The sequence below is a fragment of the Corynebacterium sp. KPL2734 genome (assembly GCF_040225595.1).
In the GTDB taxonomy this organism is placed as follows: Bacteria; Actinomycetota; Actinomycetes; order Mycobacteriales; family Mycobacteriaceae; genus Corynebacterium; species Corynebacterium rhinophilum.
On sequence record NZ_JBEHFO010000002.1, the window covers coordinates 193,136 to 217,241 of the forward strand.

Consider the following 24,106-nt stretch of genomic DNA (forward strand, 5'->3'; position numbering starts at 1 on the left):
CCCCGTTCCTGTCTGGAACGGGGCTTAAGCGATATTTAATTAGAAATTAGGGCGAGAACTACTTGTTCTCGTCGTCACCGTCGTTATTGGTGCCGAGCTTGTCATCAATGACATCGCGGGCCTTGTCTACCTGGTCTGCCTTGTCTTCGCCCAGCTTGTCCTTGGCAAAGTCCTCGGCCTTGTCCAGACCTTCGTTGGTAACTTCCTGGCCCTTTTCGGAGTTCAGTGCTTCCTTTGCCTTGTCAAAAATACCCATTGCTAATCCTTTCGTTGTTTACTTCATCTAACCATTGCCGCATCCGGCAACACTGCCCACGATAATGACACTGCCGAGACTTCGCCACCAAAGGTTGTCAGAAGTTCTAAAGTGATAGCGTTAATGAGATCAATGACCAGCTCGCACGGAAAAGGCAGAAAATGACGCACACTAGCCCTGGTGCAGATGACAACGCCGCGGAATTCTTTGGGTTGGTGTGGCCTGGCAAGCAGGCCGCGCGCGGTGCGGCGGAGACTCCCCTAGCCGCCGAGTTTGAGCTCGATACTGCGTTAAGCAGCTCTACCACCTCACCCAATAGCATCCATTTGGCCGATAACCTGCCGGTTCTACAGCACTGGGCTTCCACGGGCGAAACCTTCGATGTCATCTACATCGACCCGCCGTATAACACCGGCCGGGACTTTGTCTATCGCGATAATTACCGCACGCGGCGAGAGGTAAATTCCGGCAGCTATGCCCAATGGCATGCCGAATGGCTGTCCATGATGTTGCCGCGGCTCATCCTGGCGCGCCGAATTCTGGCGGAGAACGGCTTTATATTCGTCTCCATTGGAGAGGATGAGGCTGCTAATACCCGCAAGGTTTTAGACGAGGTTTTTGGCGAGGGCTGCTATGCCGGGCAACTCATTTGGAAAAAGGCTGGCACTGGGAAAAACGATTCCAAGTATGCGGTGGTAGAACACGAATACATCCTCTGCTATGCCAAGAACCCCGATAACCCCGGATTCAATGTAGATGCTGAGGGCTATACGAGCACCAAATATAACCACGAGGATGAACGCGGCAAATACTCCTTGGTGCGCTTAGATTCTAAGACTCTGGGGTATCTGCCATCGCTTGATTTTCCCATTTCCGCGCCTGATGGCACGCAACACTGGCCGGACCAACCGGCTGGCCAGAGCCAGGTAGCACGCTGGCGCTGGGGCAAAGATATGGTGGAAAAGCGCTACGATGAGCTGGTCTTTCGGCGCGGATTCGTCTACACCAAGAACTATCAAAAAGCAGGGGCGCGGCCGCGATCCATCCTCGATGGGCAAAGGTTTGGCGTAACGCGCACTGGGCGCCGCGACGCAGAGGACGTCATGGGCGTGGAGGGAATCTTTGATTTCCCCAAGCCGGTGCGCCTTATCAAGCATCTCATCGCCATTGGCGGCGGCGCCCATGCCCGGGTGCTCGACTTTTTCGCAGGCTCTGGCACCACGGCGCAGGCGGTCATCGAACTCAACCGAGAGGATAAGGGTGAGCGCAGCTTTCACCTAGTGCAAATTCCAGAGCCCACTGCCCCGGACAGTGCGGCGCGCCGGGCAGGCTTTCTCAGCGTCGCGGATATTTGCGTCGAACGCGTGCGATCCGTGCCTGGGTCCTCTTTCCGGACCTACCGCGCGATCTAGGTTTCGCGCGTGCCGTCGGGTCTGCCCGGAATGCCGAAGAAGTCCAAGACGCGGTCAGTGGCGAAGAACTTTCCTACTTCATTATTTTTGTCTCCAAGACCACCCGGCCACACGTGGGAGCCGCCACCGATGCGGATATGCTCCAGCGGTGCGGTGCAGCCCCGCCAATGCATGTCGAGGGCATTATTGACCAAGCGGTTGGTGTCTACCTTCTCCGAGCATTTATTGCGCTTGCGGTCCTGCTCTAAGACAGATTCAACGGAGAAATACTTGGTCTTGTGCCGGGTTCCGCCGTAATAGCCCACGACGGGGTCATCGGTGCCGTGCATATCGAGGCGCCCTACGGGTTCATGGGCACAGTCTTTCAGGATATCTTCATAATATGCTGCGGAAATGGTGGCGACCGAATGGAAGGTGCCGGGCATCTGACAAGCCAGGTAGGCAGCAAAACCGCCGCCGTTGGACATGCCGGTGGCAAAAAGCCGCGCATCATCCACGTTATAGGTCGCGCGGAGGGAATCGAGGATATCGAGCACGAATTTCTTGTCCTCGCTCCCGCTGGTTTCCGCATATGGCGCGGGGCTCCACGCTTTTTCCTTTCCTGCAGGAAATACGGTAATAGCTTGTGCCGCATCGAGGCGGGAATAGTCGCGCAAGTTTTCCGCGGACTGCCCCCACCCGTGAAAAGCCATCACGACAGGCCACTCTTTTTGGGCCGTATAATTTTCCGGCACGCTGAGAATAAATGAACGACCAGACGGCAGGTTAATCGTCGTATAGGAACCGGGTTCTGGGCCACTGAGCGGCGCAGAGGTAGGAATCCCGAGCTGCGAGGCAGCCGAACCGTGCGATTGCGTGCTTTCGCTGCGTACCGCCGAGCCCGATTCTTCCTCATTATTTGCGCATGACACGCCCAGCACCGCCACGCAGCACAAGACTGCGGTGCTCAACGTCGCGCGCACCGGCCTCCGCCTCATGATTTTCGTCCCTTCTGCCAAGCGGCCCATAACTGTTTATAACGGCCTCCATAATTTAGCAGCTCTGCATGGCTACCCTGTTCTACTACCCGGCCATTATCCATGACCACGATGGCATCGGCACGCGAGGCCTGATCCAGGCGGTGCGCTACCACCAAGGCGGTGCGTCCCTCCATCACTGACTCTGCGGCGTCCTCTAAGGATTCAGCGCCCACCGAGCCTGATTCTGCAGTGGCTTCATCCAAGATGATGATGCGCGGATCCAGCAGCACGATTCGGGCAAGCGCCAATTGCTGCGCTGCCACGGGGTCTAGCGGAATGCCTTGCGCGCCCACGATGGTATCGAGACCTGCCTCCAGATCGAAGAACCAGTCAGCCTGCACTTGGCGCAGCGCCTGCACCATTTCAGCATCGGTAGCCTGTGGCGCCGCCAGCGCAAGATCCTCGCGCAGGCTCCCAGAAAAGACGTGCACCTCCTGGGAGACAAGGGCGAGGCGCTGGATACGCTCGGCATCGGAAAGCAGCGCAACCTCAACGCCATCGACAAGCACTGTGCCCTTATCCGGGACGCGCAAGCCCGCGAGCAACGCTGCCACTGTGGACTTCCCCGCCCCAGACGCCCCGACGAGGGCAACCGTTTCGCCCGGCTTAATCTTTAGGTTGAGTCCCTCAACGGCCCAAGAGTTATCGCCATAGCGGAAGGAAATATCCCGCATGTCCACGCTGCCATCGCCCCTCGGTGCACCGCTATCCGGTACCGGCGCGGGTGGATCGATAACCACGCCAACGATGCGCGCCAACGAGGCATACCCAGATTGCACCGTATCTAGCACGCGCATCAGCCCCATCAGTGGCCCGCGCAGTCGTATAAGCAGCAACATCGCCGCGGTGACCGCCCCAACAGTAAGCGCATTGGTCTGCACCACCCAAAAGCTCACCGCTAAACCGCTGGCCAATAAGACCAGTTCAATGCCGGTGAGGTGAGCTTGGAGCACCATCATCGTCCGGCGCGCGTTATATCCCTCTTCCACCACGCGCGTTGAAGCCGCGCCGATCCGATCGTGCATCGTATGTTCCATGCGGAACGCGCGCACCGTGTCCCTGCCGTGGATTGCCTCCAAAAGCCGGCGGGCGCGGTCCGCCATAGCGGCGCGCTCAGCGGCATACCTGCTTGGGGCACGCCGCAAGTAATACCGGCCGGCTAAGAAATACAGCGGGGTCACGGCAACAATCACCAAGAGGTATTGCCAGTCCACCGTAAGCAGTGCCACTCCCGTCGAGGCAATGGCAAAAATGGATTTCGCCAACACGGGGACCGTCTCCGTGACCGCAGCGGAAAGCTCCGCCACGTCATCGGTAGAACGCGATACCAAGTCCCCGGTTCCGGCATCCTCGACGCGGTGTGTGGGAAGGCCGAGTGCCGTAGAGACCATATCCTCGCGCAGGGACGCAATAACGCGCTCGGTCAGCTGAGAAAGGACATAGAATCCCGCTGCCGAGAGTGCGGCAGATACGGCGGCGACCCCGATGAGCAGGACTCCGAGGAGGGCAATGCTGGTGCCTGTCGTCACGGCATCGACGATCTTGCCGAGCAGAATCGCAATGCTGACATTGGCCGCTGCCCCGGCGATCAAGAACACCACGGCAATAACGGCGCGCCGGCGCGCGTGCGGGATGGCCGAGAGCTGCTGCGCCACAACCTTTCTTACCTGTGGCCAGGTGGCGGTGGGAAAACGCATTAGGACTCCACCCCCACTGCATGCCAGGCGGGAGCCGACGTATAGACGATGGTCGGTTTATCTTTCCGGTAGTCCGCAATGCGGTGGGCTACCTCTTGCTCGGTCACGGAATCGACCGCCGTAGTGGGATCAGACAGAATCAGCACCTCTGGATCCGCGGCAATAGCGCGGGCAAGGGCGACTCGTTGCTGCTGGCCGCCGGACAGGTTGTTTCCGCGCTCACCCACGGCGCGGTCAAGCCCACCGGGAATATCCGCGCCCGCAGCCACCTCTAGGGCCCGTGCGGCCGTATCCGCATCCGGATGAATATTGTCTTGCACGGTCCCGTCAAACAGCATGACCTCGTGCGGCACGACGATGAATTTCTCCCGGGGCAGCTCTCGCAGTTCCTCCGGAGCATGCCCATCAATGGCGGTCACCCCTGGCCGCAGCGCTGGCACCTGTGGTGCAGAGTCTCCGGGCAGCCCTGGAGCTCCCAGCAGGCCTACTATTCGCTGCGCACTCGCCTGCGCCGCGGCCCACCGGGAGGCAATATTTCGGCCCAGCATGGTCATCGGGGTAATGATGAATTGGGTAAGGCCAATGATCATAATAAGCTCACCAATGCTCATCTGCCCGTCCAGCGCCAGGTAGCCGGCGGCAACGGCGACGGCGATGACATAGATCGAGCCCAACGCCTCGGTAGAAGCATTCAGCCCTGCCTGCGCCGCATTGGCTTCAACGGTTCGCTCGTAGGCGGCATCGGAATCACCCGCATAACGCTTACGCACGGTACCTATCGCACCGATCCCCTTAATAATGCGCAGACCATGGACAATATCCGTCGCCGTCGCACTGGCGCGGCCCAATGCTGCTTGCCGGATGCCAGAACGCTTGCGCAACGGACCAGCCGAGCGCAGCGATCCCCACACCACGATGGGACCGCCGCATAGAATCGCCACTCCTAGCGGGAGATTCACCCGGCTGGTCATCACCGCAACATAAATGATGGACGTAATCTCTGCCACCGGAAAAACCGTCATCATCACGGCATTTTGTACGCGGGTTGCATCGGTAGAGGCAATAGCCAATAACTCGCCTGGCGTGCGTTTCGGACCGCCCATCCCCTTGGGATCCATAATCCGATCCGTAATGGCCATGCGCACGTCGTGGCCGATAACGAGCATGCTGCGCGCATTGAGCCCACGGCCATACCACCCGGTGACGGCATTAACCGCGAAGGCCAGGACCAGGAGTGCAAGCCACCACCACAGTCGCTCGATCGATCCTTCCACCACCGCTTCATCGATGGCATAGCCCACGATGACCGGTGTGGTGCCGTTGAGCACGAAGGAGATAGCCATGCACACAGCGGCGGGGATTGTCATCCCAGGCCTAGAGAAGACGGTTTTCAGCAACCACCGCGGATCTGATGGTTCTGGAAGTGTTGCCATAACAAGCCATTCTAATTCCCGGTAGGTTAGATAGCCTATGTCGACTCGCCACCCCAACCCCCAACACTTCCCCAGCTACCGCAATCCCTCTGCGAAGCAGAAACCTACCTTTGGCACCGATCCCCAGCGCACCCAGGCAGCGCGTGCCTTTCACCACGGTGCGCACACCTATCAGGACGTCCGCCCCCATTACCCGGCCGAGGTTGCTGAACTCATCGCCGGTGCCCACCGCGTGGCCGATATCGGCGCCGGCACCGGCAAACTCACTGAGTCTCTCACCAACCCCAACGTGCTTGCGGTCGAGCCATCGGCAGATATGGCCCGCGTGCTCCAACACCGCTTGGACATTCCCATCATCCGCGCCACGGCCGAGCACACCGCGCTTGCCGATGCCTCCCTCAACGCCGCCTGCCTCGCCCAAACCTGGCACTGGGTCGACGTTGCTGCCGCTTCCGCCGAGCTGGACCGCATCCTCGCGCCGGGCGGACGCATCCTTTTAGTGTGGAATACCCTCGACGTACACGCGGATCCCTGGATCCTTCGCTTAAGCCGCATCATGCACTCTGGCGACGTGCATAAGCCCGGCTTCTATCCCGAATACACGGCGCCCTGGACCTTAGACCGCGAGCTCCGGCTGAGCTGGACCCACGAACTTACCCCAGAACAGCTCCACCAACTCATGCACACCCGCTCATACTGGCTCAGAAATAACGAGGCCATCCACGAGCGCATGACCCACAACCTGAACTGGTACCTCTACGAGCACATGGGCTTTTCGGCCGGGCAAAAACTGCACATCCCGTACCGCACGGATGCTTTCGTGCTGGTACGGGAAGCGGAGTCTATCTCGAGGGACTGATTACAGGAGAACCTGGGCCAAGAGGGAGCCGACCACACAGGAGGTAAATACGGAGATCGCTCCGGGGATGAGGAACGAGTGGTTGATGACGTATTTGCCAATTCGCGTCGTACCCGTGCGATCGAAGCCAATGCAGGCCAAGTCAGACGGATAGGTTGGCAAGATGAAGTAACCATACGCCGCACCGTAGAAACCAACAATGACAGCCGGGTCAATGCCCAATTGCAAGCCAATAGGGGCAATTGCTACCAGTGCAGCAGCCTGCGAATTGACCAACTTGGACACAACCACCAACACGACGGCGTACGTCCATGGGGCCGCCTCAACGACAGAACCCAAGTTCGTTTCCAGGGCATCGATATGGGATTGAAAGAACGTATCTGCCATCCACGCAACACCGAAGACCGAAAATACAGCGGTCATGCCGGCCTTGAATACTGGAGTAGACGCAATCTTTTTGGTATCCACTTTGCAGCTAAGAAGGATGATGGCGCCGGCGACGAGCATGACCATCTGGATCACTAGATTCATCGATACCGGGCTCAGCTCGCCATCATCACCAGGAACCAGGGGGCGTAGGAACTCAAAAGCGCCGAGGAGGACCACGCAGGCAATAGCGACAAGGAAAACGACTACTGAACGCTTAGCCTCGCGGGAAAATTCCTTACCAATGAGCGAATCGGCGCTCTCATTGATGCTGGCGGCAAACTCTGGGTCTTTCATCCGTTCTTGGAAAGCCGGATCCTTGTCCAGGTCCTTGCCGCGACGCAGCGACCATAACGCGGCGAGAAGAACACCGCACAAGGACGCGGGTAGCGCCACCGTAAGAATCTGCGGAATCGAATAAGCCTTGTCGATAGCTCCAGCATTTTCCGCAAGGATCGACGCAAGAGAAACGGTAGCCACAGACACCGGTGAAGCGGTAATACCCATCTGCGCCGAGGTCGAGGCCACTGCCATGGGACGCTCAGGACGGATTCCCTTTTTGAGCGCGATGTCTTCAATGATCGGAAACATGGTGTAGACCACGTGGCCAGTGCCGCAAAGTACGGTAAGGAACCAAGTAGTCAGTGGTGCCAAAATGGTGATGCGCTCTGGATGAGCACGCAAGAACTTCTCCGCATGCTGCATCATCACTTCCAAACCTTGTGCTTGTTGCAATGTGGCTGCACAGCCGATAACGGCAATGATTGTGAGCATGACCGACACGGGGGGCTCGCCCGGTGCCAAGCCAAAAACGAAGACCATCAACATCAAGCCGATGCCAGAAATTAATCCGAGGCCGATCCCGCCATACCGGGTGCCCAAAAGCAAAGCACTTAAAATGATTATGACTTGAAGCACGATAGCCAGGACTGAATCCGGGGCAATCACATTCGCTAACATGTCATGCCTTTCAAACAGAAAGTAAATGGTTGACAAGTTTTATCCTATCGGCGCTATAATGCTTTCACCGAAGCGAAAAGGAGAGCGAAGTGTCACACCATTGTTGGTGACACTTTTGCTCTCCTAAGTGGTAAAATACCGGGTTAACCGGCGAAATTATGTAGTTTTGAGGCGCCCTGATGCCTCTACAATGAGCTCCGGCTTTGCTGGCGAGACAAGCTCAACTACACCTCACGTGCCAACACCGAAAGCTGTTGCGCACTTCGTTGTCAATTCCTCAGGCCTTGTCCTTCCCAAACTTCAGGTCAATCTTATAGTGCAAGTGATTTTTCACTGCGGGCCACTCATGCCGCAGCACGCTGTACACGCAGGTGTCCCTCACCAACCCGTTATCAAGTATCTGGTGACCACGAAGGATCCCGTCGAGATGCGCGCCTAGGGATTCCAACGCGCGGCGGCTTTCGCGGTTAAAGGAGTTGGTGGTAAAGAAGACCGATAAGCAATCAAGCTGCTCAAATGCGTGGCCCATGAGGGCGAGTTTGCAGTCTGCATTAACCGCGGTATTCTGCGCCGATTGCCTGTACCAGGTGTATCCGATCTGTGCCCGCCTGTTATCTGGTTCTAAGGCCTGATAACCAGTCATTCCTACCGTATTGCCAGCAGAATCGAACACCGTAAAAAGCTGCGACCCGTGGGAGTCATACCAAGAAATGCGTTCTTCCACGGCTTTTTCCATCTCACTCGGTGATGGAACCTTGGTATACCACCGCTTCCATAACTCCCCGTCCTGTACCGCCTCAGCTAGTCCAGAAGTATGGTCTACGCTCAACGCCTTGAGAGTGATATGTTGCCCGCGCAAGATCTCGATTTTCTGTGACACCGTATTTACCTTCTTGCTTTCTGGGCCTAAGCCAATGATCTAATGTCTTTTCAAGCTTAGCTGCCAATGACACCGAGCGTAATGAGGTAGATAAAAAACGAGCGAAGCCCCACATGTGTGAGTGCTTCGCTCGTATTCGCAGTGAACTCTTATTTCCGCTTTTTGCCTCGGCGTTCGCGCACGCGCACGGCGATGCGGATGGGCGTGCCGTGGAAACCAAAACGCTCGCGGAACTTGCGCTCAAGGTAGCGCCGGTAGGATGCGTCGAGGAAACCAGTGGTAAATAGAACAATCGTCGGTGGCTGGGTCGATGCCTGCGTAGCAAAGAGCACGCGCGGCAAACGATTATTCTTCATCGGCGGCGGGTTGGCCGCAATCGCCTCACGCATCCAGTTGTTGAGCTGACCGGTAGACACGCGCTGATCCCAGCTATCTAGGGCTTCAATCATGGCTGGCTCCAGCTTTTGCAAGGCGCGACCGGTCTCAGCAGAAATGTTAACGCGGGTGACCCACGGCAAGTGCTGCAGCTGCTCGTCAATCTCACGATCGAGGTAATAGCGGCGGTCCTCATCCATCAAGTCCCACTTATTGAACGCGATGACCAAGGCCTTGCCGGATTCCAGCACCATATTGAGCACGCGCTGGTCCTGCTCGGAGATCTCCTCGGAGGCATCGATAAGCATGATGCATACCTCGGCAGCATCGATCACGCCGCGGGTGCGCAAGGAAGCATAGTATTCGTGGCCCTGCGCATTCTTGACCTTCTTGCGCAGGCCCGCGGTATCAATGAACTTCCACAACTGCTCATCCAGCTGCACCAGCGAGTCCACGGGGTCTACCGTGGTGCCGGCGACATTATCTACCACCGAGCGCTCCTCGCTGGTGAGCTTATTGAGCAGCGAGGACTTGCCCACATTCGGCCTGCCGACGAGCGCGACACGGCGAGGTCCCGACGTAATTGAGGTCTCGCGCGGTTCTTCGGGGAAGCTGCGCAGGATCTCATCCAGCACGTCTGCGCCACCGCGCCCGTGCTGCGCAGAAACCGGCCACGGATCCCCGAGGCCCAAGGCGTAAAACTGCGCCATATCCGCATACTGGTTATCGGAATCGAATTTATTCGATACCACGATCACCGGAACCGGGGATTTTTGCAGGCGGCGCGCCATGACCTCATCGGTTTCCGTAATGCCTACCTTGGTGTCTACCACCATCACGATGACATCGGCGGTATCCATCGCCATTTCTGCTTGGCGGGCGATATCGGCGTGCATGCCTTTGACGTTGGGATCCCAGCCGCCGGTATCCTGCACGATAAAGCGCTGTCCATTCCAGTCCGCCACGTAGGACACGCGGTCACGGGTAACGCCAGGGTGGTCTTCTACGACGGCCTCGCGGCGGCCGAGGAAGCGATTAACCAGCGAAGACTTGCCCACATTCGGCCGGCCCACAATAGCGATGGTGCACAGGGCTTCTTCGGTGGCATCGGCAAAGCCCAGCGACTGCGAGAGCTGCTCCCACTCGTCCTCACTGAGAGGCTGCTCTAGGTCGTCCTCGTCCCCGTAGTCGGCCTCGCCGAACTCTGACTCATCAAAGTCGTAGTCGAATTCTTCGGCATCAAAATCGTCCGTAGCCCACCCCGGCGAGGTCTCTACCGTTTCCTCGTCGAACTTACCCGCAGGGTAATGGAACTGCGTGACTTCTTCCTCTGGGGACTCAAAATCTTTATTGCTCATGAGCGGGACTCCTTAACCACGTTGATAAGAGCCTGCACGACATCCTCCGGGCTCATGTCAGAGGTATCGACAATAGTGGCGTCGTCGGCGGGGCGAAGCGGCGAGGTGGCGCGGGAAGAATCCGCGGCATCGCGGCGCTGCACATCTGCCAGTACCGATTCAAAATCGGAGGCAATACCGGCCTTTTCGTTTTGATCGTGCCTGCGCTGCGCACGGACTTCCGCGGAAGCCGTCATAAAGGCCTTCGCCGGGGCATCGGCTAGCACCACGGTGCCGATATCGCGGCCCTCTACAATGGCGCGGTGGGCGCGTTGCGCAAGCGTGCGCTGCAATGCCACCAAGTTCTCGCGCACCTCTGGGATGGCAGATACTGCGGAGACGTTCTGGGTGACCTCGTCTTCCCGGATAACGCGGGAGACATCGGCGCCATCGAAAAGCACCTGCGTGGAATCCGGATCATCGGAAACCTCCAAGGGCAGGTTGGCCGTCGCGGAAATCACCGCCTGCTTGTCCGCGGGATCCACGCCGTGGCGCAATACCGCAAGGGTTGCCACGCGGTACATGGCGCCGGTATCGATGTATTTTGCGTCCAACTGCTTGGCCAAGGCCCGGCAGGTCGTGGACTTTCCCGTTCCGGAGGGCCCATCGACCGCGAGGATCAGGCCTTCATCAGGCATATTCGAAATCATTACATCCCCACCGCCTTGTACAAGCTCGTCAACTCGTTGGAATTTAGCGCGCGCAGCCCACCGGGCTTCATATCGCCCAATTGGACCGTGTGCAGCTTGGTGCGCACCAGGCGCTGCACGGGATAGCCAGCTTCCTTCAGCAGGCGGCGCACGATGTGCTTGCGCCCTTCGTGCAGCTCGACTCGGACCAAAGAGAATCCCTGATTCTTGTCCACTACCTGCACAAAATCGGCCTTGGCTAGGCCATCTTCTAGCTCGATGCCCTCTTTAAGCTGGCGCACAAGCTTATTATCGGCCTCACCCAGTACCGTGGCCAGATAGGTTTTCTTCACCTCGTACTTGGGGTGCATCAGGCGGTTGGCCAATTCCCCATCGTTGGTGAGGATGAGCAGGCCTTCCGTATCCGCATCCAAGCGGCCGACGTGGAATAGGCGCTGGCCCGAGGCAACCTTTTCAGACACTACGTCACCCACGCAGGGGCGACCGAGATCATCTGACATCGTCGACTGCATTCCGCGGGGTTTATTGAGGATGAAATATTCTTGGTCCTCGTTGACGTTGACGCGAACACCGTCGACACGGATGACGTCCACGGCTGGGTTGACCTTCACGCCCTGCTTGAGGATGACATTGCCGTTTACTTCAACGCGGCCGGCATCAATGAGGATTTCCGCGTGGCGGCGGGATGCGACGCCCGCCTTGGCCAAGACCTTCTGCAGGCGCTCACCTTTGGGCTTATCGTCATCGACCAGCCAGTCAGCGCCCAAATCGCGCGCCACCGATTCAGCGGTGGCCTTCTGCTTTTTCTTGGAAACGTGTTGATTACGAGCCGGCTTGGCATTGGAGACAACGATATCGCTGTCTCGCTGCTTCTTATCCGGTGTGCCGTCACGGCGAGCGGGAGGAGTCACTTAAGTGTCCTTTTCTCTCGAAGATATGAAATTACCTGCGTGAGTCTACCCCACCTCAGTACTCTTCGTCGATTGCATCGACGTCTGGAAGCAGCGGCGCCAGATCCGGAAGGCGTTCCAGCGAGTCTATACCTAGCAGTTCGAGGAAAAGCTCGGTGGTTTCATATCGGTGCGACGCCCCCTCGAACTCGTCCTGCGGGAGCTCACGGATGAGCCCGCGCAGGTTAAGGGTGCGCATCACGCCGTCCACGTTGACCCCGCGGACCGCAGAGACCTGCTGGCGCGTGACCGGTTGGCGATAGGCCACGACGGCGAGGGTTTCCAAGGCCGCGCGCGAGAGCTTCGTTTGCGCCCCATCCAATAAAAACTCCTCCACCGCGCTGGCGTTTTCCTGGCGGGTATAAAACCGCCAACCTTCTGGCGTTTCGCGCAGCTCAATTCCAGAGCCGCGGCTGTCGAATTCGCGTTGGATGGCCCGCAAGCAGTCACTAATGACCGCAGGTTCTACGCTAAGCGCCCGCGCCAAGGACTCTACGGATGCCGGCGAATCGAGCACCAGCAAGATCGATTCAAGCCGGGATCGCAATTGCGAAATGAACGGAAGATCCATGCCCCTTAGAGTACAACCACGGACGGCGGTGCTAGCACTAATCCCAATTTGCTGCGGCAACGACCGCAGGATCTACGTCCAAGCCGGTCCAGGAAAGGTCTAGTTGGCCCAATGCCTCCTCCTGCTGGGCATCAACCGCCTTGGCCTTAAACAGTTCCAAGAGCGCCAAGAACCTGCCGACGATATGCATGGTTGTGGTGCAATCCCGGGTAAGCGAGGAAAAACTTGTCCACTGCCCTGCGCCCATGAGTTTGAGCGTTTCGAGGATCTTTCCTGCCTGTTCGGGCACGGAGACGGCAACGCCATGAATATGGCCCGTTGCCACTTCTTCCGGCGGCTTGGGGCGAAAGACGCCCGCCGCCATTTCCGCAAAGCTCGCTGGAGTATGCCCCAACGTTACGGGAGGTAAAAGCTCCGCGAATTGCTCTTCAATGCTCACGGCTCGCGGGTAACTGCGCTGTGCCTCCCGTTGCCAACGGGCAAATTGATCCGCCGCCTGTTTATAGGCCTTGTACTGCAAAAGGCGGGCGAAGAGCAGATCACGGGATTCCAGCAGTTCCAGGTCCTCTAGATCATCGACCTCACCACGGGGCAAGAGCCGCGCGGCTTTCAAGTCCAAGAGCGTTGCCGCCACGACCAAGAAATCCGTCGTCTCATCCAAATCCGCGTTCTCGCCCAACTGGCGCGTGTAGCCCACAAATTCATCTGTCACCTCAGACAAGGCTACATCCGTGATATCCATCTTTTTGGCCTGGATGAGCTGCAAAAGCAGATCGAATGGCCCCTCGAAATTCCGCAGGGCAATGCGGAAGCCCGTAATCTCTGGCTGCGTCACGGTAGCTTAAACGGTCGAGCGTTCGATGACTTCCTTCGCCAGATCGCGGTATTGCTGCGCGGCCTGCGAATTGGGCGCCCACGAGGTGATGGGCTCGCCGGCCACGGAGGTTTCTGGGAAGCGCACGGTACGGGTAATAACGGTATCGAATACTTGGTCCCCAAAGTATTCCACCACGCGGGACATTACCTCGCGGGCATGCTTGGTGCGCCGATCAAACATGGTGACCAGAATGCCCATGACTTCCAGATCGAAGTTGATGCGGTCAGAGACCTTCTCCACCGTATCCGTGAGCAAGGCAAGCCCGCGCAGCGAGAAGAACTCGCATTCCATAGGAATGATGACGCCCTGGGAACAAGCTAGGGCGTTGACCGTAAGCAGGCCCAAGGAAGGCTGGCAATCAATAATGATGAAGTCATAGTCCCGGCGCACTGGGCGCAGGGCGCGCGCCAAGGTGTGCTCGCGGCCTACTTCATTGACCATCTGGATCTCTGCTGCGGAAAGGTCAATATTGGCCGGAACGAGGTCCATGCCGGACACGCTGGTGTGATGAATGGCAGAGTGGATAGAGGTATGACTATCCAGCATCACGTCATAAATCGAGTCCTCGATGTCATCATGGTTTAATCCCAGCCCGGCGGAAAGGGCGCCTTGCGGGTCCAAATCAACCAGTAGGACCTTGCGCCCATACTCTGCGAGGCAAGCGCCCATATTGATGGTGGACGTGGTCTTGCCCACGCCGCCCTTTTGGTTACACATCGAGATGATGGTCGCGGGCCCATGTTTTTCCAAGGGGGCGGGTTCCGGCAGCTCGCGGACAGGGCGGCCAGTTAGCCCCGTCTCAACATCAGAGGCTGAAAAGAGACCCTCTTCGCTCACAGTCAAACCTTCTTCCTTGACGCCAAGTCATGGACCATGACATTTGGCATAGGGTTGCTTACAACGTTGTAACTATAGCCTACCCGCTCCCCTTTATGACTACCGAGACTTTGCAAATATCAAGCCTCTAACTTTGACTTAAACGCTGAAAGCTACGCCCGCGGATGCGCTGTCCGCCACACCTCCCGCAAGGAATCAGCGGTAACGTGGGTATAGATCTGCGTGGTAGTCACGGAGGAATGCCCTAAAAGCTCCTGCACGGTGCGCACATCGGCACCGCCTTCGAGCAAATGCGTGGCAAAGGAATGACGCAGCGTGTGCGGGGAAATGGATTTATCCAACTGGCTGCGCTGCGCCGCGGTTTTAATAATTGACCAGGCGCTTTGCCGCGATAGCGCACCGCCGCGCGTATTCAAAAACAGTGCAGCGGTTTTGCCCTTTCCCAGCACGGGCCGAGCGCGCACCAAGTAGGCATCGATGGCCTGGCGAGCATGCGAGCCGAGGGGGACAAGCCGCTCCTTATCGCCCTTGCCATGCAGGACTAGGACGTCATCGGCAGTAGCTACGTCATCGACATTCAGCGAAATTACCTCAGAAATGCGCGCCCCAGTGCCATAAAGCACTTCTAGTAGCGCCCTATCGCGAAGGTCAACCGGCGTTTCCGTCGGCGTCGATTCGATAAGCCGCGTCACCTCATCCACGCTCAAAGTCTCGGGCAAGTGTTGCCCCGTGGAAGGCGGGCTTACCTCTGCGGCAACATCGCTATCAACTTCACCCTCCGCAACGGCGAATTTGTGCAACCCGCGCGCCACGATGAGGGCACGGTTGGCAGAAGACACCGCCATCTTTTCGCGCAGATCCTTCAAATAGGCCTCCACCATCGGCCAAGTTACCTGCCGCAGGTCCTGGACCCCATTTGCTGCCAGCCAGTCCACGTACCGGCGAATATCCCGCCGATAATTGCTCAGTGTATTAGCCGAAACCCCGCGTTCGACGGCGAGGTGATTCAACCAGGTCTGAGCTATGTCCTTTGCGGCAGTCACTGCTTTTTCAGGTCCGGTCCGCTGCGGCGGGCAGCCATGTGGGTCGGGCGCAAATCAAACGGCGCATCCACCGAACGCGTCTGCTTCCCGCCAACAACCGTGGCATATGCAGATAAAATACCCGCGCACGCGACGGAGTTAACGATCTCGCCGCCCAGCACCCTGTCAACCGCCTGGTCTAGATCCACCCAGGCAAAATCCATATCGGCTTCTTCATCGCCGGTATCGTGCAGCGCTGGGACCTCACTAAGGTCGCGGGCAAGGAAAATCCGCACGGCTTCCTCACAAAACCCCGGCGAGGTCACCATATCCGTAAGAACTTCCCAGTCCTTGGCTGCCAGGCCGGCTTCCTCCTGCAACTCGCGCTGCGCGCCGGACAGCTCATCCTCGCCCTTCACATCGAGCAATCCTGCCGGCAGTTCCCACAGCCGCTTGCCGACGCTATGCCTGTACTGATGCACCATCGCGATGCGCCGATCCTCATCTAGGGCCACCACCGCGACGGCACCCAGGTGCTCAATGATTTCCCTATCCGCAGTATTGCCTCCCGGCATGGACAACGTATCGCGGCGTACGGCGACGATAGGGGCATCAAAAATTAACTCTGAATCCAAGACTTGAAAATCGTGGGCCACTATTCTTTCTCCTCTTCAGGTAGGGCGGAATCCGCGCTTTCTGCAGAACCGTAGTCTCCCCTGCCCCCATTGAGCTGTTCCTCGGCGGCGGAAATGACGGCGATGCGCTCTACCGCACGTTCAATGCCATCTACGGTAGAAAGATCCAGGTCTTTGGTGCGCAGCTGCTCTATTGTCTTTTCATCTTGGGTCTGTTTGGCCCGCGCACTCAGTACCACGCTGCCATTGACCTCGTCCAAGGCGGTGGCGAACTCTGCCAAGGTATCCGAATAATATCCGCGCACCCCGCTGCCGGAGACGATGATGATGGACTGGGCCGGAAGGATGGTCCCGTCCTCATAATCAATAAATTCCTTATCGCGCAAAGCACGCAGCAGCTCGGATCGCTCCTTCACGCTTGCGAGTGGCTCCGTGCTTTCTGGGTCCATGGATAAGGCCGCACCCAAAGCCTCGCCGCCATAGCTTCCCACGGTTTTATCGAGCCCCTTAAGATCTGCCTTTTTCGGGGCCTTATCTTTAAGGATCGATACGATATCGTCTTTGCTTTCCCCGCGCAGGAAGTCTTTGCTCAGCTTGATTTCTCCTGCCTTGGTGGCCCCGGAGGCTTCTAAGAGCTTCGTGATATCAGACAGGTCCCTGCTATTTGCATCATCGGTGGAAATGACCAGCACTGGCCGCTGCGATAACGTCCCAGACACCAAGTCTGGTGCCACGTTCTTGACTATGTCATCGCTCGCCTCGTTTTGATTCTGCAAGATCTTATTTTCTTGCACCACCTTGCGGTGTTCTGCACGGATCGGGTCATCGTCGGCCACGCTGGTGGTCAGGTTGGGCGCGATCACCAAGGCTCCGAGGGCTACACCGACCGCCGCGCCGAGTCCAAGGCCCGTAATTAGTTGCGTTTTCGCCATACTGCTACCCCCGCTCAGAATAGGCTCGACCACGTTTGGCTCAAATTACTCAAGAAATCCTGGCTCCCGCCAAAGCCCACGATCAAGATGATCGCTGCAATCGCGACCAAGATGCTGAGGAGGGCCCATAGCCAACCAAGGTGCGAGGACGGAGCGGAATACAGGTTGATTACTGCCTCCGCATCAACCGCCTTGGTTCCAGCCTTCAGCCGAGACAAGACGGCAGACGGTGCCACCCGGTTGGCAAAAATATCATCGAGGTCAAAGCCGCCGCCTGCCTGCACGATGAGGCCCGCACCGTGGTAATCCGCAAAGAGCAGCGCTAAATCCGTGGCCGATTCCGATGCCGCCGGGAACGTCATGGCCCCAATACCCAGCTCTTGGATGCGGTCAAGGCCTTCCACGCTGCCTTCTGGATCCGCGGGTACGACGATGCGCGCGCCGCAGCGCAGCGCCTCATCGCTTACCTTGGCTGGATCCCCAATAACGAAGTCAGGCTTATATCCCTGCTCCAGCAAGGAATCCGCGGCTTCCTCAACCGCAACGAGCAGCGGCTCATATTCCCGGATGAAATTCCGCAAGTCTTTCAGCAGGGCTCGGTGGTCTTCGGTGGGAGATAAAACGATGACCTTCCTGCCAGCTATCTCGGCACCGGATGCGGGGACACCGAGGCCGTCGATAAGCAGCGGGCCTTCAGAGTTAATGAAGTCAATGGAGCTTGCGAAATAGGACTCCATGTGGTCAATGAGTGTGCTTTGTGCCGCCTTGAAATTCTTGTCTGCGCGCTCCCGGGAAACCTTCTGCCCCGTCCCGATTACTTTATCGCCAACGTAGACCTTTCCATCCTCGCCGATACGCGCCTTTTTGCCGTCTTTAAACTCCGAGATAAAACCCTCGCCGAGGCCCTCGAGAAGGTCAATATCGGCATCGAGAAGCATGTGCGGACCGCAATTAGGAATGGAACCGGTAGAAAACCTGGCGACGTTGACCACCGCAGAGGGCTGTAAGTCCACCAGGGTTTGTGCCTCGGGCCGAGAAATATTCGCCGCATCAATAACGGCGATATCACCTGCAGAAAACTTCTTAAGACCTTTCGCACCCGGCGTGCAATCGCGCAATGCGGCATGCTCACCGGGCTGCTCAGGGGTACGGGAAAACAGAGCCATGGGCTCCATTGTTCCTTGCTTAGTCCGCCAGCTGGGTAAGGCGCGCGGAAGCTTCCTTCTGTGCGCGATCAAAAAGCTCTTGGGCGTGCGCACGCCCGGTCTCCGTGTCATCCAAACCAGCCAGCATGCGGGCCAATTCCTCCACGCGCTCCTGCTCCGTTAACTCGGCTACCCCAGAGGTAAATTTATCCTTCGAGACATGCAAATGCGCATCCGCATACGCGGCTACCTGCGGCAGGTGGGTGACGACGATAACCTGGTTATGCGCAGCCAGCCGCGCTAGCCGACGCCCAATTTCCACCGCCGCACGCCCGCCCACGCCGGCATCGACCTCATCGAAAACCAAGGTCGCACCGTCTTCGCTGGCGAGCACGACCTCAAGGGCGAGCATGACGCGAGACAGCTCACCACCGGAGGCCGCGGTGGCCAACGGCTTCCCATTGAGCTGCAACTCCGCGGCATCGGCACCCGTCTTGGAATACTTGGCTGTGGAAAGCTCCACCGACAACGTGGAATTGGGCATAGCCAATCCATGCAACTCCTCAGTCACCAGCTTGCCCAGCGCTTCCGCGGCTTTCTGCCGACCCTTCGTAAGCTCCGCAGCCTTTTGCTTCATCTCCTGCTCGGCCTCTTTGACCTGCGCCTTAAGCTCCTCGAGGACCTCCGTCGAGGTATCCATCGACTGCAGTTTGGCCTCCGCCTCATCGCGCCACGCCAATACGCCATCGATATCGCTAGCGTATTTCCGGGTCAATGCTCGGAGATCCTGCTGGCGCTGCAGCGATTTTTCCAACAGATTCGGATCCGCCGGCAGCCCCGCGAGGTATCCGCCGAGCTCAGCCGAGATATCGCCTAGCTGCGAGGTGAGCTCAGAGATGCGCTCGCCCAAATCCGCCAACTGTTTATCCGAGGATCCCACCAGCGCCGAGCCCGCGCGCCCGAGCAGCGAAGACGCAGCCTCATCAAGCTGTTCAGTACCATCGATCGCTGCCAAGGCAGTGTGCGCGGATTCGCGCAGGCCGTCGACGTCTTGCAAGCGCTGCACCAACTGCACCAGCTCCGCGTCTTCGCCTGGCTCGGGTGCCACACCGTTGATTTCCTCTAAGGCATATTGCAGGCGGTCAGCTTCCTGGGCAAGCTCCCTACGAGACTCGGTGCGCCGACGATAGTCCTTGGCCAGGCTGCGCCACTTTTTAAAGGCCTCAGCATAGTCTTCCCGAACGCCAGCCAGTTGCGGGTCTGCACGGTCCACGGCCGCGAGTTGCTCCTCTGGGGCCAAGAGGCGCAATTGGTCATTCTGACCATGCACGGTAATTATCTCCCGCGCGAAATCTCCCAACGTGGCGGCCGGTACGGCTCGCCCTCCCAAATACGCCCGCGATCGCCCCGCAGCCGAAACCGTGCGCGAGACAATAAATTCACCATTTTCATCTGGCTCACCGCCCACCGAGTCCACCAGCTGGCTGATGCTCTCCTTCGCGGAACTAAAATGGCCCTCCACGGCCGCTTTTTTAGCGCCATCGCGCACCCGAGAGGCATCGGCACGCCCGCCGGCCAACAATCGAAGCCCCGTAACCACCATGGTTTTGCCAGCGCCGGTCTCACCGGTCAATACGGTCAGGCCCTCCGATAATTCTGCAGAGCTATGGCGAATGACTCCTAAATCATTGATAGAAATATCGACAAGCACTATTTCTCCTTCGGTCCACGCCAGCCTTCCACAGGCAGCCGCAGCTTAGAGACCAATCGATCCGTAAAGGGCTGATCATCCAACCGCACCCAGCGTACGGGGCGCTTACCGCGCACCACCTCGACGCGGGCGCCCGGCGGCATAATAAGTTCCCTGCACCCATCCAAGATAACTACGGCCGGTGTGGTTTGCATGGTTGATTCCACCGCCACCAAAGAGTTGGGAGAAACCACTAAAGGTTTAGTAAAGAGTGCATGGGCATTATTCGGCACGACCAAGATTGCATCTAGCGATGGCCACAGCACTGGGCCGCCGGCAGAAAATGCATACGCCGTAGATCCCGTAGGAGTCGAAATCAGCACGCCGTCACAACCGAACGACGAGACCGGGCGCCGGTCGATCTCCAAAATCGCATCCAACACGCCCGACCTGTTCTGGTTTTCTACCGAGGCCTCATTCAAAGCCCAACTGCTAGCCAGTTGGTGACCGTTAGCATCCGAAATAGAGACATCCACCGTCAGCCTGTCCTCCACCCGGTAGCTCTTCTCTATGACGCGAGCGACGGCACGGTCTAATGACTCCACTTCCCATTCCGCGAGGAAGCCTACGTGCCCTAGATTCACTCCGAGGACCGGAATATCAACCGCGCGTGCCATATCAGCCGCGCGCAGGAAGGTGCCATCACCGCCGAGAACCAGAACCAATTCACATCCTTCCGCCGCAGCATCAGAATGCGGCACGTGCTGTAGCCCTGGCAGGACGGTTTCGTCCGCACAAACTCGAACCGTTATCCCTGCCTCCTCCAATAACTCGGCTGCACGGGAGGTAGCCTGCAGGTTCTCTGCGCGATTGGCATGTGGAACCAACAATATCTCTCGCATTACTGCGGACCTTTTTCAACGGCAGTATCAATCATCTGTTTCATTGTAGCCACGTCCGTGGACATACCGTCCTTTTTCAGCCACAGGAAATATTCCACATTTCCACTCGGACCCGGCAACGGTGAAGCCACAACACCGCGCAGACTAAGGCCTAAAGACACGGCAAATTCAGCAACGTCCTGCGTGACCTCTTTGCGCATCTCCGGAGAACGAACCACCCCGCCGCTACCGATGCGCTCTTTGCCCACCTCAAACTGCGGCTTGACCATCGGCAGCAGCCACGCTCCGTCCTTCATGCACTCCACAATTGCTGGCAGCACCAGTTTTAGGGAAATGAAAGATAAATCCCCGACCATGCCATCGCACAGGCCATTGGTCATCTCCGGATTAATAGTGCGGATATTGGTCCTATCCAAAACCGTCACGCGGTCGTCATTTTGCAGGCGCCACAATAATTGCCCATACCCGACGTCAACGGATAGCACCTCACGCGCACCAGACGCCAAGCACACATCTGTAAATCCTCCTGTCGATGCCCCTGCATCTAAGATGCGGCCAGCCATGTCGACGTCGAATGTGGCTAGTGCGCCCAAAAGCTTATGCGCGCCGCGAGACGCCCACTTGTCTTCCTCAGACTCCTCGACCTTGATGGAGGCTTCAGGGTCCACGATAGTTGCAGGCTTCTCTGCCTTGAACCCGCCGACCGTCACACGGCCAGACTTGATCATCTCGCGGGCTTGCTCACGAGATCGCGCAATCTTTCGGCGCACAAGTTCTGCATCCAGCCTGCGGCGTTGTGGTGGCATTAGTTCTCCTGCAAAGCATTCCGCAATACGGAATGCGCCCTGTCCAGTTGATCGACTTCTTCTGCGAGTGTTTGCGCATCTTCGCCGAGAATTGTCGAAATCTCCGAATCTACCTCTTCAGGCTCTTTCACGGCCCGAAAATCGTGCGGCTTTACCGCCATTTCGACACAACCTTTTCCGCAAATTCGCTACGCGGCTGAATATACCGAGGCGGTGCCGGCATCGACCACGCCACTTCCAAGACCGTCCGCAGCGCTTGCACCGAGGTAGAGGATTCATTTCCCCCCTGCAATAGGACATCATACCCATCGCATCGCGCGGTAAATTCTCCTTGCGGTCCCGGTCGCACCTGCGAAATAGGCAATGAAAGCTCGTGCATGCCTGCACCAATAAAATTAGGCCGTGCCTCCACCGGTGCTTCGATAAGCTCCAGCTCGCCCGATACACCGGTCAAGACATGGAAGGTATTCATCGCTGCGGCGTTACCCCCAACGATATCCGTATCTAGCCTGTCGCCCACCGCCAATGGCTTCTTGGAACCGGCCTTCTTGGCCGCGAGGAAGAACATCGCTGGTTCAGGTTTGCCGGCAGAAACGGGCTCTACTCCCGTCGCCTTCTGGACAGCAGCAACGAGGGAACCATTGCCAACGCCTAGCCCCCGCGCAATTGGAAGAGACGTATCCAAATTTGAGGCGAAAAACTTCGCGCCTGCCCGGATAGCCAGCGCCCCCTCCGTCAACTGTTCCCAATCAACGGACTTATCGAATCCTTGCAGGACGGCTGCTGGTTTATCATCAGCACTCGAGACCACGGAAAAGCCCATCTCTTTGGCCAAGTCCCGGAAAGAATCCGCGCCAATGATTAGTACTTTCGCACCTGACGGGATTTCCTCCGCGGCCAACTGCAATACCGCTTGGGCGGAGGTGACGATATCACCAGAATCCGCAGTCAAACCGATATCCGTCAGCATTGTGGCGACGGCTTCTGGGCTCCGCGACGCATTATTTGTTACATATACTGCGGGAACGCCGCACGTATTAATAACGTCTACTACGTTACTTAGCGGACGGCCGCCCTCCCAGACGGTTCCATCCAGGTCCAGCAATAAGGCGTCATGTTTGCTCAAAACACTCATTATTTACATTCCGCCAATCGGTCTGCGGCATCGGTCCAATCCCCCTCATCAATGGCGATAGTGTGCTCGAACCACTCGCGGGCTTCATCCCTGCGCCCCGCAGCGAGAAGAGCGTTTGCATAGGCATACGACAACCTACAAGCACTCACTCCGCGATCGCTGCGGTCAGGTTGTGCCCTCTGGATGGTAACCACCGCTGATTCAGGTTGATCGAGGTCAAGGCGAGCACCGGCCACCACAATCGCTAATTCAATAGCGGATTCTTTGTCTAGCTCCTTGGCCTCCTCGCTGCGTCCTAACTCCAATGCCTTTTCCGGCCGCCCCAGCCCGCGTTCACAATCAGCCATAACCGCAAGCATTCCTGGTCCGCCAGAAATACGGCGGGCAGCGCGGAGCTCGGCGAGTGCCTCTTTCCACTCGCCTGCACGGTAAGCAGCGATACCATTAACTTCTCTGGCGATAGCCACGCGGCCCGCACGGTCCTTAGCCGCGCGCGCATGTCGAAGTGCCAATTTAGGATCATCGTCCATCCAGGTCGCCGCCATGATCATGTGCTTGGCGACGGCCTCCGAGTTCTCTTTAGAGAGAGATTTCAAATCTTGGAGCACCAATGGGTCCAAGTCATTGATATCAACCTCTTCAGGAATATCCGGATCGGTCATACGCCGGTTGATTCGCTCTTCCCTATACCCAGAGCGCTGTGGAGAGAAAGATTTCTTCTTTCCCCCTCCGCGAGAAACACGGTCCCCCGAATTGCGTGGATTTCGACCCCGACGGTCTTGTCCGCGGCCGTTACGGCCGTGCTGGTTGCGCTCCGACATTCAGTCCTACCCTTTCTTGGTTGGAACTCGCACAGAAATACCGCACCCATTCTACAGTGCTAAACGACATTCAAAGAATCTGGAAATTTCCTTACCTTTGTCCGTGTTTAGATGCACTTCATCGCAATTCCCCACTCCGGTACTGAATCATAGGTTCTTATTTTTTGTTGTTGTGTTTGTTTCTTTTGTGTGTGAGGAATTGTTTCCAGGTGTAGTGCCAGTGTGTGTTTGTGGTGGCTAGTGGTCCTGTCGGGTGGTCTATGTGGTAGGTGCCGTCGGTGTGTAGCCAGGCGATGGTGCCGGTTATTGGGTCCATGATGTAGTGGACTCGTTTGTCGGTTTTGGGGTTGCCCGCAAATCGTGGACACGTAGTTAAGCTGCTTAGGGGTTAAGCAGCGGCCTTCTTATTACCATTTTGA

The 24,106-nt window shown here is 57.7% G+C and carries 24 protein-coding genes; 2 read left to right on the forward strand and 22 right to left on the reverse strand.

From position 1 onward, the window contains the following. Positions 1–58 precede the first annotated feature (58 nt). A complete protein-coding gene (locus ABRP88_RS02475; RefSeq protein WP_023022261.1) occupies positions 59–256 on the reverse strand; it encodes an antitoxin in 198 nt (65 codons plus the stop codon). Positions 257–417: 161 nt separating this feature from the next. On the opposite strand from ABRP88_RS02475, the gene ABRP88_RS02480 reads away from it, so the two are divergent. After that, positions 418–1,668, forward strand: a complete 1,251-nt coding sequence (locus ABRP88_RS02480) for a site-specific DNA-methyltransferase (RefSeq protein ID WP_284853947.1) — start codon at positions 418–420, stop codon at positions 1,666–1,668. Here ABRP88_RS02480 and ABRP88_RS02485 read toward each other — a convergent pair. The 3 genes from ABRP88_RS02485 to ABRP88_RS02495 are packed head-to-tail and all read right to left on the reverse strand — an operon-like array spanning position 1,665 to position 5,817. Then, the gene (locus tag ABRP88_RS02485) at positions 1,665–2,645 is read right to left on the reverse strand and encodes a CE1 family esterase (protein ID WP_284853948.1); all 981 of its coding nucleotides are present in this window, start codon (positions 2,643–2,645) and stop codon (positions 1,665–1,667) included. The genes ABRP88_RS02480 and ABRP88_RS02485 overlap by 4 nt on opposite strands. Continuing rightward, a complete protein-coding gene (locus ABRP88_RS02490) occupies positions 2,642–4,384 on the reverse strand; it encodes an ABC transporter ATP-binding protein (RefSeq protein WP_349836019.1) in 1,743 nt (580 codons plus the stop codon). Before ABRP88_RS02490 ends, ABRP88_RS02485 begins: the two co-directional genes overlap by 4 nt. Continuing rightward, complete coding sequence (locus tag ABRP88_RS02495; protein WP_349836020.1) at positions 4,384–5,817, reverse strand: ABC transporter transmembrane domain-containing protein; 1,434 nt, start codon at positions 5,815–5,817, stop codon at positions 4,384–4,386. The genes ABRP88_RS02490 and ABRP88_RS02495 overlap by 1 nt, the downstream gene beginning before the upstream one ends. A gap of 37 nt (positions 5,818–5,854) precedes the next feature. On the opposite strand from ABRP88_RS02495, the gene ABRP88_RS02500 reads away from it, so the two are divergent. Continuing rightward, complete coding sequence (locus ABRP88_RS02500; RefSeq protein ID WP_284853951.1) at positions 5,855–6,676, forward strand: class I SAM-dependent methyltransferase; 822 nt, start codon at positions 5,855–5,857, stop codon at positions 6,674–6,676. Here ABRP88_RS02500 and ABRP88_RS02505 read toward each other — a convergent pair whose 3' ends face one another. From ABRP88_RS02505 to ABRP88_RS02590, 18 genes are all read right to left on the reverse strand, one after another. After that, entirely contained in the window at positions 6,677–8,062 is a 1,386-nt protein-coding gene (locus tag ABRP88_RS02505) for an anaerobic C4-dicarboxylate transporter (RefSeq protein WP_284641759.1), read from the reverse strand. Between the two features lie 277 nt (positions 8,063–8,339). After that, the gene (locus ABRP88_RS02510; RefSeq protein WP_349836022.1) at positions 8,340–8,942 is read right to left on the reverse strand and encodes a GNAT family N-acetyltransferase; all 603 of its coding nucleotides are present in this window, start codon (positions 8,940–8,942) and stop codon (positions 8,340–8,342) included. Between the two features lie 149 nt (positions 8,943–9,091). Beyond that, positions 9,092–10,675 (reverse strand): ribosome biogenesis GTPase Der, encoded by a 1,584-nt coding sequence (gene der, locus ABRP88_RS02515; protein ID WP_349836023.1) that lies wholly within the window; start codon positions 10,673–10,675, stop codon positions 9,092–9,094. Continuing rightward, positions 10,672–11,364, reverse strand: coding sequence for a (d)CMP kinase (gene cmk, locus ABRP88_RS02520; RefSeq protein WP_284624110.1), 693 nt, complete (start codon positions 11,362–11,364; stop codon positions 10,672–10,674). The genes der and cmk overlap by 4 nt, the downstream gene beginning before the upstream one ends. Then, complete coding sequence (locus ABRP88_RS02525) at positions 11,364–12,275, reverse strand: pseudouridine synthase (protein WP_005279286.1); 912 nt, start codon at positions 12,273–12,275, stop codon at positions 11,364–11,366. Before ABRP88_RS02525 ends, cmk begins: the two co-directional genes overlap by 1 nt. Before the next feature lie 55 nt (positions 12,276–12,330). Next, positions 12,331–12,885, reverse strand: coding sequence for an SMC-Scp complex subunit ScpB (scpB, locus tag ABRP88_RS02530; protein ID WP_005279288.1), 555 nt, complete (start codon positions 12,883–12,885; stop codon positions 12,331–12,333). A gap of 37 nt (positions 12,886–12,922) precedes the next feature. Beyond that, the gene (locus ABRP88_RS02535) at positions 12,923–13,720 is read right to left on the reverse strand and encodes a segregation and condensation protein A (RefSeq protein WP_023017549.1); all 798 of its coding nucleotides are present in this window, start codon (positions 13,718–13,720) and stop codon (positions 12,923–12,925) included. Between the two features lie 6 nt (positions 13,721–13,726). Continuing rightward, positions 13,727–14,599, reverse strand: a complete 873-nt coding sequence (locus ABRP88_RS02540) for a ParA family protein (RefSeq protein WP_023022236.1) — start codon at positions 14,597–14,599, stop codon at positions 13,727–13,729. Between the two features lie 152 nt (positions 14,600–14,751). After that, positions 14,752–15,642 (reverse strand): site-specific tyrosine recombinase XerD, encoded by an 891-nt coding sequence (xerD, locus tag ABRP88_RS02545; RefSeq protein ID WP_349836025.1) that lies wholly within the window; start codon positions 15,640–15,642, stop codon positions 14,752–14,754. Continuing rightward, positions 15,639–16,277 (reverse strand): NUDIX domain-containing protein, encoded by a 639-nt coding sequence (locus tag ABRP88_RS02550; RefSeq protein WP_284638385.1) that lies wholly within the window; start codon positions 16,275–16,277, stop codon positions 15,639–15,641. Before ABRP88_RS02550 ends, xerD begins: the two co-directional genes overlap by 4 nt. Continuing rightward, positions 16,277–17,188 carry a copper transporter gene (locus tag ABRP88_RS02555; protein WP_278723268.1) on the reverse strand — a complete coding sequence of 304 codons (912 nt, stop codon included), beginning with the start codon at positions 17,186–17,188 and terminating at the stop codon, positions 16,277–16,279. The genes ABRP88_RS02550 and ABRP88_RS02555 overlap by 1 nt, the downstream gene beginning before the upstream one ends. Before the next feature lie 14 nt (positions 17,189–17,202). Continuing rightward, complete coding sequence (steA, locus tag ABRP88_RS02560) at positions 17,203–18,363, reverse strand: putative cytokinetic ring protein SteA (protein WP_349836028.1); 1,161 nt, start codon at positions 18,361–18,363, stop codon at positions 17,203–17,205. 10 nt (positions 18,364–18,373) lie between these two features. Then, positions 18,374–20,044, reverse strand: coding sequence for a DNA repair protein RecN (gene recN, locus ABRP88_RS02565; RefSeq protein WP_349836029.1), 1,671 nt, complete (start codon positions 20,042–20,044; stop codon positions 18,374–18,376). Next, entirely contained in the window at positions 20,044–20,925 is an 882-nt protein-coding gene (locus tag ABRP88_RS02570; protein WP_284770715.1) for an NAD kinase, read from the reverse strand. Before ABRP88_RS02570 ends, recN begins: the two co-directional genes overlap by 1 nt. Further along, complete coding sequence (locus ABRP88_RS02575; protein ID WP_349836031.1) at positions 20,925–21,731, reverse strand: TlyA family RNA methyltransferase; 807 nt, start codon at positions 21,729–21,731, stop codon at positions 20,925–20,927. Before ABRP88_RS02575 ends, ABRP88_RS02570 begins: the two co-directional genes overlap by 1 nt. Then, positions 21,731–21,892, reverse strand: a complete 162-nt coding sequence (locus ABRP88_RS02580; protein ID WP_284785089.1) for a hypothetical protein — start codon at positions 21,890–21,892, stop codon at positions 21,731–21,733. Before ABRP88_RS02580 ends, ABRP88_RS02575 begins: the two co-directional genes overlap by 1 nt. Beyond that, a complete protein-coding gene (locus ABRP88_RS02585; RefSeq protein WP_349836034.1) occupies positions 21,883–22,866 on the reverse strand; it encodes an HAD-IIA family hydrolase in 984 nt (327 codons plus the stop codon). Before ABRP88_RS02585 ends, ABRP88_RS02580 begins: the two co-directional genes overlap by 10 nt. Continuing rightward, positions 22,866–23,528, reverse strand: a complete 663-nt coding sequence (locus tag ABRP88_RS02590; RefSeq protein ID WP_284782907.1) for a hypothetical protein — start codon at positions 23,526–23,528, stop codon at positions 22,866–22,868. The genes ABRP88_RS02585 and ABRP88_RS02590 overlap by 1 nt, the downstream gene beginning before the upstream one ends. Positions 23,529–24,106: the final 578 nt, after the last annotated feature.

Coding starts and splice junctions, on each gene's coding strand:
- ABRP88_RS02590 (WP_284782907.1), bottom strand. CDS start 23,528: ATGACCGATCCGGATATTCCTGAAGAGGTTGATATCAATGACTTGGAC.
- ABRP88_RS02490 (WP_349836019.1), bottom strand. CDS start 4,384: ATGCGTTTTCCCACCGCCACCTGGCCACAGGTAAGAAAGGTTGTGGCG.
- ABRP88_RS02500 (WP_284853951.1), top strand. CDS start 5,855: ATGTCGACTCGCCACCCCAACCCCCAACACTTCCCCAGCTACCGCAAT.
- ABRP88_RS02495 (WP_349836020.1), bottom strand. CDS start 5,817: ATGGCAACACTTCCAGAACCATCAGATCCGCGGTGGTTGCTGAAAACC.
- scpB (WP_005279288.1), bottom strand. CDS start 12,885: ATGGATCTTCCGTTCATTTCGCAATTGCGATCCCGGCTTGAATCGATC.
- ABRP88_RS02480 (WP_284853947.1), top strand. CDS start 418: ATGACGCACACTAGCCCTGGTGCAGATGACAACGCCGCGGAATTCTTT.
- cmk (WP_284624110.1), bottom strand. CDS start 11,364: ATGATTTCGAATATGCCTGATGAAGGCCTGATCCTCGCGGTCGATGGG.
- ABRP88_RS02575 (WP_349836031.1), bottom strand. CDS start 21,731: ATGCCACCACAACGCCGCAGGCTGGATGCAGAACTTGTGCGCCGAAAG.
- der (WP_349836023.1), bottom strand. CDS start 10,675: ATGAGCAATAAAGATTTTGAGTCCCCAGAGGAAGAAGTCACGCAGTTC.
- ABRP88_RS02555 (WP_278723268.1), bottom strand. CDS start 17,188: ATGGCGAAAACGCAACTAATTACGGGCCTTGGACTCGGCGCGGCGGTC.
- ABRP88_RS02475 (WP_023022261.1), bottom strand. CDS start 256: ATGGGTATTTTTGACAAGGCAAAGGAAGCACTGAACTCCGAAAAGGGC.
- ABRP88_RS02485 (WP_284853948.1), bottom strand. CDS start 2,645: ATGAGGCGGAGGCCGGTGCGCGCGACGTTGAGCACCGCAGTCTTGTGC.
- steA (WP_349836028.1), bottom strand. CDS start 18,363: ATGGAGCCCATGGCTCTGTTTTCCCGTACCCCTGAGCAGCCCGGTGAG.
- ABRP88_RS02570 (WP_284770715.1), bottom strand. CDS start 20,925: ATGCGAGAGATATTGTTGGTTCCACATGCCAATCGCGCAGAGAACCTG.
- ABRP88_RS02585 (WP_349836034.1), bottom strand. CDS start 22,866: ATGAGTGTTTTGAGCAAACATGACGCCTTATTGCTGGACCTGGATGGA.
- ABRP88_RS02505 (WP_284641759.1), bottom strand. CDS start 8,062: ATGTTAGCGAATGTGATTGCCCCGGATTCAGTCCTGGCTATCGTGCTT.
- ABRP88_RS02580 (WP_284785089.1), bottom strand. CDS start 21,892: ATGGCGGTAAAGCCGCACGATTTTCGGGCCGTGAAAGAGCCTGAAGAG.